Source organism: Cellulosimicrobium sp. PMB13, from assembly GCF_051294865.1.
Lineage (GTDB): Bacteria > Actinomycetota > Actinomycetes > Actinomycetales > Cellulomonadaceae > Cellulosimicrobium.
The window spans coordinates 723,856-739,016 of the sequence record NZ_CP145910.1; the positions used below are offsets into that span (position 1 = coordinate 723,856).

16 protein-coding genes and 1 riboswitch are annotated in these 15,161 nt (G+C 72.3%); of the genes, 9 read left to right on the forward strand and 7 right to left on the reverse strand.

The genetic code is table 11. The annotated features are described in order from the left end of the window. Positions 1-24: 24 nt before the first annotated feature. From V5D56_RS03515 to V5D56_RS03545, 7 genes are all read right to left on the reverse strand, one after another. Positions 25-1,302: a glycosyltransferase gene (locus tag V5D56_RS03515; RefSeq protein ID WP_435737685.1), complete on the reverse strand. Its 1,278-nt coding sequence runs from the start codon at positions 1,300-1,302 to the stop codon at positions 25-27. Positions 1,303-1,422: 120 nt separating this feature from the next. Continuing rightward, positions 1,423-1,974 (reverse strand): hypothetical protein, encoded by a 552-nt coding sequence (locus V5D56_RS03520; protein WP_435737686.1) that lies wholly within the window; start codon positions 1,972-1,974, stop codon positions 1,423-1,425. A 198-nt stretch (positions 1,975-2,172) separates the two neighbouring features. Then, positions 2,173-2,493: a metal-sensitive transcriptional regulator gene (locus tag V5D56_RS03525; protein ID WP_435737687.1), complete on the reverse strand. Its 321-nt coding sequence runs from the start codon at positions 2,491-2,493 to the stop codon at positions 2,173-2,175. An 87-nt stretch (positions 2,494-2,580) separates the two neighbouring features. Further along, positions 2,581-2,724, reverse strand: a complete 144-nt coding sequence (locus V5D56_RS03530) for a hypothetical protein (protein WP_435737688.1) — start codon at positions 2,722-2,724, stop codon at positions 2,581-2,583. Between the two features lie 207 nt (positions 2,725-2,931). After that, complete coding sequence (locus tag V5D56_RS03535; protein WP_435737689.1) at positions 2,932-5,250, reverse strand: heavy metal translocating P-type ATPase; 2,319 nt, start codon at positions 5,248-5,250, stop codon at positions 2,932-2,934. A 47-nt stretch (positions 5,251-5,297) separates the two neighbouring features. Continuing rightward, a complete protein-coding gene (locus V5D56_RS03540) occupies positions 5,298-6,266 on the reverse strand; it encodes a heavy-metal-associated domain-containing protein (RefSeq protein ID WP_435737690.1) in 969 nt (322 codons plus the stop codon). Then, positions 6,263-6,481: a heavy-metal-associated domain-containing protein gene (locus V5D56_RS03545; RefSeq protein WP_435737691.1), complete on the reverse strand. Its 219-nt coding sequence runs from the start codon at positions 6,479-6,481 to the stop codon at positions 6,263-6,265. Before V5D56_RS03545 ends, V5D56_RS03540 begins: the two co-directional genes overlap by 4 nt. 97 nt (positions 6,482-6,578) lie before the next feature. On the opposite strand from V5D56_RS03545, the gene V5D56_RS03550 reads away from it, so the two are divergent. From V5D56_RS03550 to V5D56_RS03590, 9 genes are all read left to right on the forward strand, one after another. Continuing rightward, positions 6,579-7,763, forward strand: a complete 1,185-nt coding sequence (locus V5D56_RS03550; protein WP_435737692.1) for an FAD-dependent oxidoreductase — start codon at positions 6,579-6,581, stop codon at positions 7,761-7,763. Between the two features lie 209 nt (positions 7,764-7,972). Further along, complete coding sequence (locus tag V5D56_RS03555; protein ID WP_435738943.1) at positions 7,973-8,377, forward strand: four-helix bundle copper-binding protein; 405 nt, start codon at positions 7,973-7,975, stop codon at positions 8,375-8,377. A 60-nt stretch (positions 8,378-8,437) separates the two neighbouring features. Next, on the forward strand, positions 8,438-8,878 hold the full coding sequence (locus V5D56_RS03560; RefSeq protein WP_435737693.1) for a DUF6153 family protein: 441 nt from the start codon (positions 8,438-8,440) through the stop codon (positions 8,876-8,878). A gap of 98 nt (positions 8,879-8,976) precedes the next feature. After that, positions 8,977-9,600 carry a DUF305 domain-containing protein gene (locus V5D56_RS03565; RefSeq protein ID WP_435737694.1) on the forward strand — a complete coding sequence of 208 codons (624 nt, stop codon included), beginning with the start codon at positions 8,977-8,979 and terminating at the stop codon, positions 9,598-9,600. Positions 9,601-9,718: 118 nt separating this feature from the next. After that, on the forward strand, positions 9,719-10,606 hold the full coding sequence (locus V5D56_RS03570) for a F510_1955 family glycosylhydrolase (RefSeq protein WP_435737695.1): 888 nt from the start codon (positions 9,719-9,721) through the stop codon (positions 10,604-10,606). A 149-nt stretch (positions 10,607-10,755) separates the two neighbouring features. Further along, positions 10,756-10,914: riboswitch (cyclic di-AMP (ydaO/yuaA leader) on the forward strand. Next, positions 10,914-11,711, forward strand: coding sequence for a C40 family peptidase (locus V5D56_RS03575; protein WP_435737696.1), 798 nt, complete (start codon positions 10,914-10,916; stop codon positions 11,709-11,711). It overlaps the preceding riboswitch by 1 nt. Positions 11,712-11,821: 110 nt before the next feature. Next, positions 11,822-14,179: a heavy metal translocating P-type ATPase gene (locus V5D56_RS03580; RefSeq protein WP_435737697.1), complete on the forward strand. Its 2,358-nt coding sequence runs from the start codon at positions 11,822-11,824 to the stop codon at positions 14,177-14,179. Continuing rightward, the gene (locus V5D56_RS03585) at positions 14,176-14,622 is read left to right on the forward strand and encodes a hypothetical protein (protein WP_435737698.1); all 447 of its coding nucleotides are present in this window, start codon (positions 14,176-14,178) and stop codon (positions 14,620-14,622) included. Before V5D56_RS03580 ends, V5D56_RS03585 begins: the two co-directional genes overlap by 4 nt. 32 nt (positions 14,623-14,654) lie before the next feature. Beyond that, a complete protein-coding gene (locus V5D56_RS03590) occupies positions 14,655-15,128 on the forward strand; it encodes a hypothetical protein (protein WP_435737699.1) in 474 nt (157 codons plus the stop codon). Positions 15,129-15,161: the final 33 nt, after the last annotated feature.

The following is a 15,161-nucleotide window of genomic DNA, read 5'->3' on the forward strand; positions in this document are numbered from 1 at the left end:
GACCTGCGACCGACCGGGCACCGGCTACGGCAGGTGCGCCTCCAGCAGGTCCGCGGCGGCGCGCGTGCCGCCGAGCGACCGGAGCTCCGCGCCGAGCCGTGCGGCGGTCTCGCGGTAGCCCGGCTCCGTCGCGACCGCCCGGTAGGCGTCCCGGACCGCGGCGGGACGCGGCGTCCCCGTGCGCAGGTTCACGCCGGCCCCGTGCCAGCCGATGCGGGCCGCGATCTCCGGCTTGTCGAGGTCTCCCCCGGCGACCACGAGGGGGACGTCGTGCCGGAGCGCCTGGAGCACGCCGCCGTAGCCGCCGTTCGTGATCATCACCGACGTCCGCGGCAGGAGCTGCGGGTACGGGACCATCGGCGCGACGCGAGCGTTCGCGGGCAGGGGACCGCGCAGCGGGTCGGTGCGGTGCCCCAGGCCGACGACGACCAGCACGTCCTCGTCGGCGAGCGCCTCGAGCGCCGGGAGGATCAGGTCGCGCGCGTCGACGTTCGCGGTGCCCTGCGTCACGTGGACCACGGGGACCTCGGCGTCGACGACGTCGTCCCACCACGAGGGCAGCGCGGCGGTCCCGGCGCCGTCCGTCCCGTCGTCGGTGAGGTCGCCCACGAAGCAGATGTGCCCGGGGAGGTCGTCGCGCGGGTAGTCGAGCCCCGGCGACCCCGCCGCGACGACGAGGAACGGCGAGTACCACATGGTCGCGAAGGTCGCGGTGTCCGCAGGCAGCCCGGCGTCGCGCCGCGTGCGCTGGTAGAGGCGGGTCAGCGCGGCGGTGCCCACGCCGGAGGTCGCGCCGAGCAGCGCGTCGCGCGCCCTGCCCAGGACCCCTTCCCCCGGGGTGAGCCCCAGCCCGGTCGGCGGGATCCCCTTGCCCGGGAGCCACACCGCGATCGGCGAGACCGTCGCCCAGGGCGAGCGCAGCCGCTCGGCCGCGAACCGGGTCCCGAGCGCCATGGGGTCACCGGCGAGGAGGTCCCACGGTTCGTCGTCGTGCAGCGCGACGAGGTCCTGCGCCTGGGCGGGCGCCGTGCCGAGGAAGAGGTCCTGGAGGTTGACGAGGACCTGGCGGAACCCCTTGCGGTCCTGCAGCCGCGGGAACGTGGCCGAGAGGTCGCGCTCGTCGAAGTCCGGCGCGGCGTCCCACGGCACGCCGCGCGCACCGACGGCGTCGAACAGCGCGACGTACGACCTGCCGGTGTAGACCCGGACGTCGTGACCGCGGCGCACGAGCTCCGCGGCGACGGCGCGGATGGGCCGGGCGTGCCCGGCGAACGGCATCGCCGTCATCATGATCGAGGCCATGAGCCGAGTATGGACCGTGGCCGGGCCGCGGACCGCCGCGCGACCCGTCCGGTACCACGCCGACGACGACGCCCCTCAGGACTCGGGGCGGGTCCGGGATCTCGTCGGGGCGCCGGCTCCTCAGCCGAAGAGCTGCGCCACCTCGTGGTCCGCCACGACGAACAGCGCCGCGCTCGCGAGGTCCGTCGCCGGGCCGCCGTGCGCCGTCGTGGTGTCACCGACGCGGACGAGCACCACGACGCTCCCGGTGGCCCGCAGGATCGCCGTCCCGGTCCCGTCGTCGAGCGCCGCGTACGACTCCTCGTAGCCGGGCGGGGCCGCGACCCGCAGCGCGGAAGGGGCAGCGCCGGACGTGTCGGCGAGCGCGTCACCCGCTGCTGCCGCGATGGCGTGCGCCGCCACGATCTCGTCGGCCGCCTCCTCCGAACCCACCTCGACCACCACGAGGTCCGCCGCGACCTCCGGGCCCTGCCGGGACACGGCACGCACCCCGAACCCCTCCACGCACGCGTCCGCGACGCCCTCCGTCAGCGCGGGCACCGGCGGCAGAGCGTCGCACGCGAGGTCCGTGCGGGCCGCGAGGGACAGGGGGTAGCCGTTCACCGTCCAGTCGTTGTCCCCGTAGAACTCCCAGGACGTCGGCGCGAGAGCCGGCCCCGACGCCGGGTCCATCTCCGTGCTCGCGCGGTACGCGTCCTCGAGCCAGGTCGGTTCCGCCTCGTCGGGCCCCGAGCCCTCGACGGCAGGCGTCTCGTCCGTCGGGCTCTCGCTCGCGGTCTCCTCGTCGGACGGAGCGTCGTCCGGCGGCTCGTCGGCGCTCGGGCCCGGCTCCTGGGGTACGGCCGAGGAATCGGCGAGGCTGGGTGGTCGCTAGGAGCGGACGAGGCGGGCGATAGCGTCGGAGGCTTCCTTGATCCTGATGTCCGCGTCGTCGCCGTCGGTCTTGGCGGCGTCCACGACGCAGTGCTTGAGGTGGTCGTCCAGGAGTCCGAGCGCGACTCCTTGCAGGGCGCTGGTCAGGGCGCTGACCTGGGTGAGGATGTCGATGCAGTACTGCTCCTCGTCGACCATGCGGTGCAGGCCGCGCACCTGTCCTTCGATGCGCTTGAGGCGTGCTAGGTAGCGGGCCTTGTCGGTGATGTACCCGTGGGGTGCGTCCTGGTGCGTTGCGGGTTCGGGGTTGTCCGTCATGGTCGTCCTCTCCTGTGGTGCGGTCGACCGCTGATGCCCGGTGCCGCGCTGTGCACATCGTGCACGAGAACGGCACCGGGCAGGGGTCTAGGCGGTGCGGGCGTACTGCTTGGGGTTGGCGTCGAAGAGCGGGCCGCAGGAGGAGCAGCACAGCCAGTAGCGCTGACCCTCGTAGTCGCGGACGAGTCCGGCCGCTTCCGCGTCGGCCTTGACGCTCATGCTGCCGGGCATGACCGGGCACTCTGCGAGGTCATCCTCCTGCGAGGTACCGCTCGGAGCCGCGGTTGCAGCGTGGGTGTGGTGCGTCCCGTTGTGCTGGTCGTTGTCGCCGTGACCGTGGTGGGCGTCGTGGTGGTGGTGGTGCTCGTGGGCGTCATCGTGGTCGTGCTGATGGCACATGGTGGTCCTCCTGGAGATCGTTGGAGCTGGTGGGTCTGGTCACACGCCGGCGAGCTGCGCGGCCGGGGCGGTTGACGTGGTGGTGGACGGGTTTGGGCTGGTTGCCCGGCTGCTGAACGACCGCAGGCGCAGGCTGTTACCCACGACGAAGACGCTGGAGAACGCCATCGCGGCGCCTGCGAGCATGGGGTTGAGCAGGCCGAGGGCGGCCAGCGGGATCGCGGCGACGTTGTAGGCGAACGCCCAGAACAGGTTCACCTTGATCGTCCCGAGGGTGCGCCGGGACAGGCGGATCGCGTCGGCCGCGGAGCGCAGGTCGCCCCGCACGAGGGTGATGTCGGCGGCCTCGATCGCGACGTCGGTGCCCGTGCCCATCGCGAGACCGAGGTCGGCCTGGGCCAGGGCCGCGGCGTCGTTGACGCCGTCGCCGACCATCGCGACGACCTTGCCCTCGGCCTGCAGCCGGGCCACGACGTCGACCTTGTCCCGGGGCATGACCTCGGCGATCACCTCGTCGATGCCGACCTCGGCTGCGATCTGCCGCGCGACCGTGGCGTTGTCGCCGGTGAGCAGCACCGGCGTCAGGCCGAGCCCGCGGAGCTGGGCGATGGCCTGAGCGCTCGTCGGCTTCACGGCGTCGGCGATGACGAGCACGCCGCGGGCGTGCCCGTCCCAGCCGACGACAACGGCTGTGCGGCCCTGCTCCTCGGCGCGGGCCTTCGCGTCGGCGAGGTCGCGGGGGAGGTGCTGTGCCCACTCCGCGAGGAGCGACTCGCGCCCGACGAGCACGGCGTGCCCGTCGACGACTCCCTGCACGCCCTTGCCCTCGACGTTGGTGAAGTCCTCGGGCACGGGCAGCGTGCCGACCTCCTGCGCGGCGCCGCGGGCGATCGCCCGGGCGACGGGGTGCTCGGACGCGTCCTCGAGCGCGCCGGCGAGACGCAGGAGCTGGGCGCGGTCGACCCCGGTGCCGGTGATGACATCGGTCAGGGTCATCACGCCCGTGGTCACGGTGCCGGTCTTGTCGAGCACGACCGTGTCCACGGCGCGCGTGGACTCCAGCACCTCGGGGCCCTTGATGAGGACGCCCATCTGCGCGCCCCTGCCCGTGCCGACCAGCAGCGCGGTCGGGGTGGCCAGGCCGAGCGCGCACGGGCACGCGATGATGAGCACCGCGACGGCCGCGGTGAACGCGGCTGAGGGCGGCGCGCCGGCCCCGAGCCAGGCGCCCAGGGTGCCGATGGCGATCGCGATGGCGATCGGGACGAAGATCGCGGAGACCCGGTCGGCGAGGCGCTGGACGCGGGCCTTGCCGGACTGGGCGTCCTCGACGAGCTGCGCCATCTGCGCGAGCTGCGTGTCGCCGCCGACGCGCGTCGCGCGCACGACGAGCCGCCCGCCCGCGTTGACGGTTGCGCCCGTGACCCCGTCGCCCTCGCTCACCTCGACGGGCACGGACTCGCCCGTGAGCATGGACGCGTCGACTGCGGAGGTGCCGGTGACGACGGTGCCGTCGGTGGCGATCTTCTCGCCGGGGCGCACGACGAACTCGTCGCCCACGCTGAGCTCGGAGATCGGGATGCGGGTCTCGGCGCCGTCGCGCAGCACGGCCACGTCCTTGGCGCCGAGCTCGAGCAGGGCGCGCAGCGCGGCGCCGGCCTGCCGCTTGGAGCGCTTTTCGAAGTAACGGCCGGCGAGGATGAAGGTCGTGACGCCAGCAGCGACCTCGAGGTAGATGTTCCCGGCGCCGTCGGTGGGCGCGACGGACAGCGTGAACGGGTGGGTCATGCCCGGCTCGCCAGCAGTGCCGAGGAACAGCGCGTAGAGGGACCACAGGAACGCGGCGCTGGTCCCCACGGAGATGAGGGTGTCCATCGTCGCCGCGCCGTGGCGCAGGTTGGTCCAGGCGGCGCGGTGGAACGGCCAGGCGGCCCACACGACGACGGGTGCGGCGAGCGCGAGGCTGGCCCACTGCCAGTAGGTGAACTGGAGCGCTGGGAGCATCGCCATCGCGATGACCGGGACCGAGAGCACCGCGGCGCCGATCAGGCGGTGACGGAGTGCGGTGAGCTCGGGGTCGGTGTCGTCCGCCTCGCCTGCCGCCGGGGCGTCGGGGTCCTCGATGCGCGGGAGCTGGGCGGTATACCCGGTCTTCTCCACCTCGGCGATGAGCGTCGCAGGGTCGACGCCCTCCGGGACAGAAACCTTCGCCTTCTCCGTCGCATAGTTCACGGTGGCGGTGACGCCCTCGAGGCGGTTGAGCTTCTTCTCGATCCGCATCGCGCACGAGGCGCAGGTCATCCCGCCGATCTCGAGCTCGACAAACGTCCCCGGTGGCGGGGCGGCCGGTGCCGTCATGAGGTCCTCCTTCCAGCCCGGCAGCACGCTGCCGGGCACACGGGTGATCAGTGGTCGTGGGACGCCGGGTCGTGACCGGCCGCAGGGGCGTCCTCGGGCACGGGGGCTGGTGCGCCGTCGGGCGTCGCCTCGACGACGAACGCCGCGGTGCGCACCTGGCCCTCCACCTGGAAGTCGAGGTACAGCAGGTAGCGGCCCGGGGTCGGCGCCTCGACGCCGAACGACACGGTCGGGCCCGAGACCTGGCCGGCCTCCGGCTCGTCGCCCTCGGGGTGCGCGTGCAGGTAGGCGAGGTCACCGTCGCGCAGCGCGACGAGGTGCCCGTAGGCGCCGAGGTAGGGCTCGAGCGTCGTGACCAGCTCCCCGTCGCGGGTGACCTCGACGGTCAACCGAGACGTCGTCCCGGCCTCGAGGTGCCCGTCGAGCGCGACGTCGTACCCGTCGACCGATGCCGTGGTGGAGACCTCGGTGTCGCGGACCGGGTCGAGGTCGCCCGCGACGTCGACCGTGCGGGACAGCGTGACGGCGCTGCCCGCGCTGGGGGCCGCGTCCGCGTACACGCGGTAGGTCCCGGCGGCGTCCCACGTCCAGGGCAGCGCCCAGCGCCCGTCCGCGTCCATCACGGGATGGACGTGCCGGAAGTGCGCGCCGTCAGAGCGCACGACGATCAGGTGCAGCTGCTGTTCGTGCGAGACGTCGAACTCCGTGACGGGATCGCCCGCAGGGTCGGTCAGGGTGAAGGCGAGCTCTCCGGCCTCGCCTACGGTCGGGGGAGCCGTGACCTCGCCCAGCGTGTACCCGTCCTGTTCCAGGGACAGTCCGCGGACCATGCCTGCTCCTCTCGTGCTCTGCTGCTCGGGGACGTCGCCCGTGGCGACGTGCTGCTCCGGCGCATGCGAGGCGGCCGGCGCCGGCGGGGCGTCCTCCGGAACCACGGCCCCGGCGATCGCAGCCGAGGCGACGAACACGACGCCGAGCCCCGCGGCGTACAGCCCGATCCGGGCGGGGGCTCTCATCGCACCCGCACCGCCTGGTACCCGGCCTCGTCGACGGCGGCCACGACCGTGGCGTCGTCGAGGGGCTGGTCGGCCGTGACGACGAGCCGACCGGTGCTGGCGCTGACGTCGATCGCGGTCACGCCGGGAACCTGCTCGACCTCCTCGCGCACCGACATCTCGCAGTGGCCGCACGTCATGCCGGTCACCTGGTACTCGATCTCGACGATGCTCATCGCGCTCCTCCTCGACTTGGATACCCCGACGGGGTATGACTAGGGTGGTGAATATACCCACAGGGGGTATACAGGTCAAGAGGGAGCGGTGAGGGACGTGGGAGAACGGGCGGACGTGGTGGTCGTGGGTGGCGGGGCGGCCGGGAACGCGGCGGCGAGGACGCTGCGGGCGCAGGGGTTCGACGGGCGTGTGGTGCTCGTGCACGGTGAGGACGGGCAGCCCTACCTGCGCACCCTGGTGAGCAAGGCGATCGTGCAGGGCCTGCTGACCGCGGAGCAGGCGGCGCTGCCGGCGCCGGAGGGCGTCGAGGTCGTGCGTGGACGTGCGGTCGGCCTGCATCCGGCGCGGCCGGGGCTCGTCCTCGACGACGGGCGCGAGCTCGAGGCCGGCGCACTGGTCCTGGCCACGGGCGCGGTGCCCCGCCCAGCCCCCGCCGACCGTGGTGCCCGCCCGCCCGCGCGGGTCGGGGCGGCCGGGGCGCCGCGTGTCGTGCACCTGCACACGGCGCAGGACGCCGACCACCTGCGCGCGCTGCTCGGGCCGGCCCCTTCGGGACGGACGGTCACGGTGCTCGGTGCCGGGTTCGTCGGGTCCGAGACCGCGGCATGGCTCGCCGACGTCGGCGCGAGCGTCCACCTGGTCGCGCGATCGCGGCTGCCGTTGGCCCGGGCCCTGGGCTCCGCGGTCGCCGCCGCCGTCGCACACCAGCAAGGGGACCGCATCGCGACCTACTTCGGTCGTCGCGTCGAGTCGGTGACGGAGCGCCGCGAGTCGGTCACGGTTCGGCTCGACGACGGCACGGTCCTGGAGTCCGACCTCGTCGTCGTGGCGCACGGCACCGTCCCGGACGCTGCGTGGGCGGGGGCCCAGCCGGGCGGCGTCGCGGTGGACGACCGGCTCGGCGTCGTCGCGGCCCCGGGCCGCTACGCCGCGGGAGCGGTCGCGCTCCACGCGGATCGGCGCGGTGGTGCGTACCGGACCGACCACTGGGACGCGGCCGTCGCGCAGGGAGCCCATGCGGCGCGCGTCGTGCTGCGTGACCTCGTCGGCGCCGCGGACCCGGGGCCCTACGTGCCCGAGGCCGGGTTCTCCCTGAGACTGCATGGCATCCAGGTCGCCGGTCTCGGGGTGCCGGTGCCCGGCGCGGTCGAGCAGCACCGCCGCCTCGACGGGGGAGGGGTCCTGACCGAGTTCCGGCTCGACGGCGACCTGGTCGCGGTCACCGGGGTCGGCGCGACGCGCGAGGTGTCCGCCCTGCGCACGGGCCTGCGACGTCCCTGACCCCCACGCGGCCACCCTCGCGCGGCGGTGCGGAGTCAGGTCGTGGACGGATCCGGGCACGGGCGGCCGCAGCACGCCTTCCCGCCGTACCCCGCCGTCGACAGACACCGAGAATGCGAGGGGCGAGTAACGCGCACCGTTCGTACGGTGGATCGATGCTCACCGTCCAGGGTCGGGCAGGCCGGCCGCGGTGGGTCGAGGAGATCGTCATGAGCGTGACGCGAGAGATGATCGAGACGTTCCCAGGCCAAGGGGCCGCTTCGATAACGGAGCTGGTGACCTGCATCGACGCGTGTGTCGAGTGCGCCCAGGCGTGTACCGCCTGCGCGGACGCGTGCTTGAGCGAGGAGCACGTGGGCGAGCTGCGCCGGTGCATCCGGCTGAACGCCGACTGCGCCGACGTGTGCGCCACGACCGCAGCGGTGCTGACTCGTCAGACGGCAGCGGACGTGCAGGTCCTGCGCGCGGTGCTGCAGGCGTGCGTGGCGGCGTGCGCCGCGTGCGGGGCCGAGTGCGGGAAGCACGCGCAGATGCACGAGCACTGCGCGGTGTGCGCCCGCTCGTGCCGGGCGTGCGAGCAGGCGTGCCGAGAGCTGCTTTCCGCCCTCGGATGAGCCCGCGGCGAGGGCTGGTCTTGGAAGAACTGCGGGGGCAGTGGTTAGGCTGACCGGGACATGAACCTCATGGCCACGTTCCGTTCGCTGCTCGCCGGTCGTCGGCGAGGGCTTTCGGGTGCCCTGCTGATCGCGGCGCTCCTGCTGGGCGTCGTGACGATGCACGCGATGAGCGGGTCGGCGAACGCCCACGTGGGCCCGGCGGCGGCGATCATGGCCAGCCCCGATCACCACGACGCCTCCGCCCCCGAGGTCGGGACGCAGGAGGACGGGGCGCACGCGCACGACGCGCCGGGCGGGTGCACCGACTGCGGGGGCCACGAGATGGCGTCGGCCATGTGCTTGATGGTGCTGGTCGCGCTGCTGGCCTTCACGCGCCCGGGAGCGAGCCTGCTGGCGCGTCTTGCTCCGGTGTGGTCGCCCCTGGTCGAGGCTGGCCGGACACCGATGGTCGCCGGCGGCGCACCGTCGCTGCACGTCCTGGGGATCTCTCGGACGTAGGAACTGCACGCTGTCGACGCGCGCGTCGACCGTTTCACGCCCCCTTCTTGTGGGGCCCGTGTGTGGTTTCTAGGTGCTGAGTTGAGAGGTCCTTTCCCATGAACTTCAAGCGTGTGCTTGTTCCAGCGATCGCGCTGGTGACCGCCGCGAGTCTTGCGGCGTGCTCGAACGACGAGGAGCCTGGGCACGACATGGCGTCGATGTCCCCCTCGACCGAGGCCGGGGATCAGGAGAGCCCGGCAGAGGGCGACTGGTTCAACCAGCAGGATGTTGACTTCGCCCAGATGATGATTCCTCACCACGAGCAGGCGATCGAGATGTCCGACGTCATCGTGGCCAAGGAGGGCGTCGACCCTCAGATCACCGACCTGGCGAACCAGATCAAGGACGCCCAGGGACCCGAGATCGCGCAGCTGACGACCTGGCTCGAGGAGTGGGGCTCGCCGCTGCCGGAGTCCGACTCGATGGGCTCCATGGACCACGGGTCCATGGACGGGATGATGAGCGACGAGGACATGCAGGCCCTGCAGGACGCGCAGGGCGCCGAGGCAGGGCGCCTGTACCTCGAGCAGATGATCGTCCACCACCAGGGCGCCATCGAGATGGCTCAGACCGAGGTGGACGAGGGCAAGAACGAGGACGCTGTCGCGATGGCGCAGCAGATCGTCGACACCCAGCAGGCCGAGATCTCCACCATGGAAGACCTGCTCGCCTCGTTGTGACCCTCGCCCGCGGGGCGTGCACTGCGTCGCGCACGCACCGCGGGTCCTTTGCCGAAGGACTGCCTCGATGAACCCTGCCCTGAAGAGATGGGCGAGCGAGTGGGCAGCAGCAGGAAGCGTGCTGCTGCTGGCTGCCTGCACCCCGTCCCCGCCGCCTGCCAACACCCCCACGAGCCAGACGCCGCAGGACGTGGCCGAGTTCGGCCACGTGCACGACGTGCAGGTCGACCCGGTCGACCACACCATCCTGGTCGCGACCCACACCGGGGTGTGGACCGTGCCGGACCCGTTCAGCGACGAACCAGCACGACCGGAGCGGGCCGGAGAAGGCCGACAGGACACGATGGGCATGACCCTCGCGGTCGACGGCACCATCTACGCCTCCGGCCATCCCGCGCCGGGGGAGCAGACCGACCTGAAGGCACCCAACCTGGGCCTGATCCGCAGCGCCGACGGTGCCGCGACCTGGGAGCAGGTCTCCTTGACTGGGGAGGTCGACTTCCATGCGCTGAGCACCGCGACCACCGACGCGGGCGCCGTGCGCGTCGTCGGGCTGGACTCGGCTACCTCCCGCCTGCTGATCAGCGACGACTCCGGAGCGACCTGGACACCGGGGGCAACCGTGCCGGCTCGCGACGTGCACGTCATGGACGGCGACCCGGACACCGTCCTGGTCACCACACCGGCCGGCCTGCAGCTCAGCCACGACGGGGGACAGACGTTCACCCCGGACCGGGACGCACCCACCCTCGCGCTCGTCGAGGCAGGGCTCGGGGCCGAGCTGATCGGCCTGGACCCCAACGGCACCGTGTGGACCAGCACCCCTGGCCTGGAGCCTTGGACCGCGCACGGAACCGCTCCCGGCCAGGTGCAGGCCATGACCTACGTGCCCGACGACAGCCCCGGGAACCAGCCGTGGATTGTCATCGTCACCGACACCGGCCTGTTCACCAGCCGCGACCTCGGCGCGAGCTGGGACCCGGTGCTCGGCCAGGAGACCGGGTGAGACGCCGGCCGGCCGCGCGCCGAGAGACCAGAACTGTCCCACCTGCCGCGATCCGCCCGTGCCCGCACGGTCGCGCGCGGCGAACCACCCCATGCTCCTCGCGGGACATCCGCGAGGGATCCAAGAGAGCGCCGAACCCTGTCACCTCTTGGACCACACCTCCAACACCCATGACAGGGACGGGGGAACCACTCAACCGGGCACCACGGTGTCCTCGGGGTGAAGTCGCACCGCACCCAGCGGTGAGGCCGGGTCACTCTCCGATCCGAACCCGACAGCTCACCCCGCAGGCGCGAAGGAGAACACCATGACCGCACGAAAGCCGGGACGCCACCGCGCCTCCCACCGACCCATCACACCCCTGACCCCGATAGCCCGCGCAGCCCAGGAAGGAGCAGCAAACACCGCCCGCAAGGGCGCCCTGCTCGCGGCCGGATCTGGCCTGCTCGTGTCGGTGTTCGCGGCACCGGCCAGCGCCGCACCGAACACCGACCGCCCCAAGGCCGTCTCCAGCGTCGACCTGAGCGCGCTGACCGAGCCGGCCCGCCAGGCGCTCAGCGCCGCCCCAGCGGTCACCGTCTCAGCCGACGCCGCGTTCGTGATCGAACAGGCACCGGTCGCGGTCACCCCCGCCCCCGAGCCCGAACCTGAGCCGGAGCCGGAGCCGGAACGCCAGGACCGCTCGTCCCGCAGCCAGGAGCGCGCTCCCGCTCCGCAAGAGCAGGCAGGCACCGGTGCGGCCCAGGCCCCCGTCGAAGCTCCGCCGTCCGCGGCGGGCTCGAGCGTGGTCAGCGTCGCGATGCAGTACCTCGGCGTGCCCTACCAGTGGGGCGGCACCACACCGGCAGGGTTCGACTGCTCCGGGTTCACGTCCTACGTGTACGCCCAGGTCGGCATCAACCTGCCCCGCACGTCCTCCGAGCAGCGGTATGCCGGCACCGTCATCTCCCGCGACCAGGCACAACCCGGTGACCTGATCTGGAGCCCGGGCCACATCGGCATCTACGCCGGGGACAACATGCAGATCGAGGCACCCTCACCTGGCAAGACCGTCCGTTACGGGCAGATCTGGCAGTCCAACCCGACGTACATCCGCGTCGGCTGACGCGTGAAGGGCCCCACCAGCCAGGTGGGGCCCTTCGTCGCGGGGAATACCCCTAGGGGGTATAGTGTGCTGTCGTACCCGGTCGCACTGTCAGGAGAGGAAGGTCGATCATGAAGCCTCACGGTCACGACGAGCATGGACCGAGCACGGCCCATCATCACCACCCCGCACCAGCCTCCGTCGACGCCGACGGCGACGACCGGGCCCCCTCGGGTGGTGCGCCCGACCCGGGCCACCACGGCGAGGTGCACCCTGGACGCGCCGATCGGCACAGCCAGGGCCACGAGCATGCGCAGCACGGCAGCCACGGCGGGCACCCTGAGCCCGCCGGCCACGAGGGCCACGAGAGCCACGAGGGCCACGAGAGCCACGAGGGCCACGAGGGCCACGAGGGCCACCAGAGCCACGGTGGGCATGGTGGGCATGGTGGGCATGGTGGGCATGGTGGGCATGGTGATCACGTCGGGCAGTTCCGCCGGCTGTTTTGGATCATGCTCGTCCTGGCGGTCCCGGTGGTTGCGACGTCGAGCATGTTCGCGATGATCCTCGGGTACGAGCTGCCCGACGTGCCAGGTCTTGGTCTGGTCTCTCCGGTGCTCGGCACGGTGATGTACGTGTGGGGCGGGCGCCCGTTCCTGACGGGCGCGGTCTCGGAGGTCCGCTCGCGCAAGCCCGGGATGATGCTGCTCATCGGCCTGGCGATCACCGTCGCGTTCGTCGCCTCGTGGGGCGCGAGCCTGGGCCTGCTCGACCACCAGCTCGACTTCTGGTGGGAGCTCGCGCTGCTGATCGTGATCATGCTGCTCGGCCACTGGATCGAGATGCGGTCCCTGGCGCAGACGACCTCCGCCCTGGACTCCCTGGCCGCGTTGCTGCCGGACGAGGCTGAGCGGGTCGAGGGCGATGACTTCGTCACCGTGGCGCCTGGCGACCTGCGCGTGGGAGACGTGGTCGTGGTCCGCCCCGGTGGCCGGGTCCCGGCCGACGGCAAGGTCGTGGACGGCGCCGCGAGCATGGACGAGTCGATGATCACCGGTGAGTCGCGCACCGTGCGCCGCAGCAACGGTGACGTGGTCGTGGCCGGCACCGTCGCGACCGACTCGGGGCTGCGGGTGCAGGTCACCGCGGTCGGGCAGGACACGGCACTGGCCGGCATCCAGCGCCTGGTCACCGAGGCGCAGAACTCCAGCTCGCGCGCCCAGCGTCTGGCGGACACCGCAGCTGGGTGGCTGTTCTGGTTCGCCCTCGGTGCCGCGGTGCTCACCGCTGCGGCATGGACCGTCCTCGGGATGCCGGACGACGCCGTGATCCGCACGGTGACCGTCCTCGTCATCGCCTGCCCTCACGCCCTGGGCCTGGCGATCCCCCTCGTGGTCTCCATCGCGACCGAGCGCGCGGCGCGCGGCGGCGTCCTGATCAAGGACCGGCTCGCGCTGGAGAGCATGCGCACCGTCGACGCGGTGCTGTTCGACAAGACCGGCACCCTGACCAAGGGCGAGCCCACTGTGACCGGCGTCGAGGTGACTGACGACCACGACGGGGACACCGTTCTCGCGCTGGCGGCAGCCGCGGAGTCCGACTCCGAGCACCCGCTCGCCCGGGCCATCGTCCGCGCCGCCCGTGACAAGGGCCTGCCCGTGGCGTCCGCTCAGGACTTCCAGTCGTCCCCGGCGGTGGGAGTGCGCGCGACCGTCTCGGGCCGCAGCGTGGAGGTCGGCGGGCCCAACCTCCTGCACGAGCGGTCCGTCCAGGAGCTGGCGAGCGCCGATCGGTGGCGCGAGTCGGGAGCGATCATCTTGCACGTCCTCATCGACGGGCAGGTCGCGGGAGCTCTGCGCCTGGCCGACGAGATACGCACCGAGTCCCGCGAGGCGGTTGCCGCGCTGAACCAGCGTGGCGTGCAGGTCGTGATGATCACCGGCGACGCCGAGGCTGTGGCGGCGTCCGTCGCCAACGAGCTCGGCATCGAGCGGTACTTCGCCGGCGTGCGGCCCGAAGACAAGTCAGCCAAGGTCCAGCAGCTGCAGCGCGAAGGCCGCAAGGTCGCGATGATCGGAGACGGCGTGAACGACGCCCCGGCATTGGCTCAGGCGGACGTCGGCATCGCGATCGGTGCTGGCACCGACGTCGCGATCGCCTCGGCCGGAGTCATCCTCGCCAGCGACGACCCTCGATCCGTGCTGTCGGTCATCGAGCTGTCGCGGGCGAGCTACCGCAAGATGAAGCAGAACCTGTGGTGGGCAGCGGGGTACAACCTGATCTCCGTCCCGCTCGCCGCTGGAGTGCTCGCGCCCATCGGCTTCGTCATGCCGATGTCTGTCGGTGCACTGCTCATGTCCGCATCGACCGTCGTCGTCGCGCTCAACGCCCAGCTCCTGCGACGTCTTGACCTGCGCCCCGAGACGAGCACCCGGGCCATCCTTCGCCAGCCCGCCGTCGGTGCCGAACACCAGGACGTTCACCCATGACCACTCACCCATCGGGCGCCCGCGCGCAGCCGCCCACCGGCGGCGCGCGGCGCGCCGTCCCCGGCCTGACCGCTTGCCGCCTGTGCGCCGGCGAGACCCTGGGGGAAGACGACCCCCGCCCCGGCGGCCAGCTCGAGCGGGTCCGCGAGATCGCGGCAAGCGGTCACGCGCGCCTGACAGTCGTGGACTGCCTCGACGCGTGTGAACGTGGAGACATTCTCGTCGTGCGACCCATACCTGATGTGCGGGCGAGGCAACGACCGGTTTGGTTCGAGCGCCTCGCTGGCGAGGACCTCACCACCGAGCTGCAGGGCTGGCTGAGCGCGGGAGGCCCTGGGATCGCTCCTCTGCCCGAACCTCTGCGTCCCCTCGTGCTGCACCTCCAGCAACAGGTGCCGCCCGACCGCGCCCCGGGGTCGGCAGACGTCAACGCCGGTGTGTAGCGGGCCCGCCCGCCCGATGGAAGGCTGCTGGGATGGCGGACCCGGTGTGGGAGGAGATCGACCTCGAGAGCGCTCGGAACCATGCCCGGGCGGTCGTCGACGGCGCCCCAGCGGACGAGCGCATCATCGCGCACCACGTCCGCAACAGCGCCGCAGTCGTGCTCGTGCGGGCCGACCCTCACGGCGCATGGGGCTTGCTCTACATGTGCACGACGGCGGGAGCACGCGCGGACTACTCGAGCACGCTGCTGGACCTGGCGGCCGAGCACACGATCCACGTCGGAAGCGCCGCCCCGCAGTACGGGCAGGGACCACGACTGCACTTCGCGGCAATCCGAGCCGCAGGCATCACCACCGCCCGAACCCGGCAATCGGGTGAACCGTGGCGCACCCTGACCGCAGACGACAGCGGCTGGATCCTCGACGTTCGCGTGACCGACGACTTCCACGATGCGACTGCGTACGAGTTCGAGGCTCCCGACCGAACCTGGCACCCAATCGCCTGACAGCGTCCATTGCGACGCGCGACGCCTCGCAGG

Coding starts and splice junctions, on each gene's coding strand:
- V5D56_RS03555 (WP_435738943.1), top strand. CDS start 7,973: ATGAGCGTGACGCGAGAGATGATCGAGACGTTCCCAGGCCAAGGGGCC.
- V5D56_RS03585 (WP_435737698.1), top strand. CDS start 14,176: ATGACCACTCACCCATCGGGCGCCCGCGCGCAGCCGCCCACCGGCGGC.
- V5D56_RS03590 (WP_435737699.1), top strand. CDS start 14,655: ATGGCGGACCCGGTGTGGGAGGAGATCGACCTCGAGAGCGCTCGGAAC.
- V5D56_RS03545 (WP_435737691.1), bottom strand. CDS start 6,481: ATGAGCATCGTCGAGATCGAGTACCAGGTGACCGGCATGACGTGCGGC.
- V5D56_RS03530 (WP_435737688.1), bottom strand. CDS start 2,724: ATGCCCGGCAGCATGAGCGTCAAGGCCGACGCGGAAGCGGCCGGACTC.
- V5D56_RS03515 (WP_435737685.1), bottom strand. CDS start 1,302: ATGGCCTCGATCATGATGACGGCGATGCCGTTCGCCGGGCACGCCCGG.
- V5D56_RS03565 (WP_435737694.1), top strand. CDS start 8,977: ATGAACTTCAAGCGTGTGCTTGTTCCAGCGATCGCGCTGGTGACCGCC.
- V5D56_RS03525 (WP_435737687.1), bottom strand. CDS start 2,493: ATGACGGACAACCCCGAACCCGCAACGCACCAGGACGCACCCCACGGG.
- V5D56_RS03540 (WP_435737690.1), bottom strand. CDS start 6,266: ATGAGAGCCCCCGCCCGGATCGGGCTGTACGCCGCGGGGCTCGGCGTC.
- V5D56_RS03560 (WP_435737693.1), top strand. CDS start 8,438: ATGAACCTCATGGCCACGTTCCGTTCGCTGCTCGCCGGTCGTCGGCGA.
- V5D56_RS03535 (WP_435737689.1), bottom strand. CDS start 5,250: ATGACGGCACCGGCCGCCCCGCCACCGGGGACGTTTGTCGAGCTCGAG.
- V5D56_RS03575 (WP_435737696.1), top strand. CDS start 10,914: ATGACCGCACGAAAGCCGGGACGCCACCGCGCCTCCCACCGACCCATC.
- V5D56_RS03520 (WP_435737686.1), bottom strand. CDS start 1,974: ATGGACCCGGCGTCGGGGCCGGCTCTCGCGCCGACGTCCTGGGAGTTC.
- V5D56_RS03580 (WP_435737697.1), top strand. CDS start 11,822: ATGAAGCCTCACGGTCACGACGAGCATGGACCGAGCACGGCCCATCAT.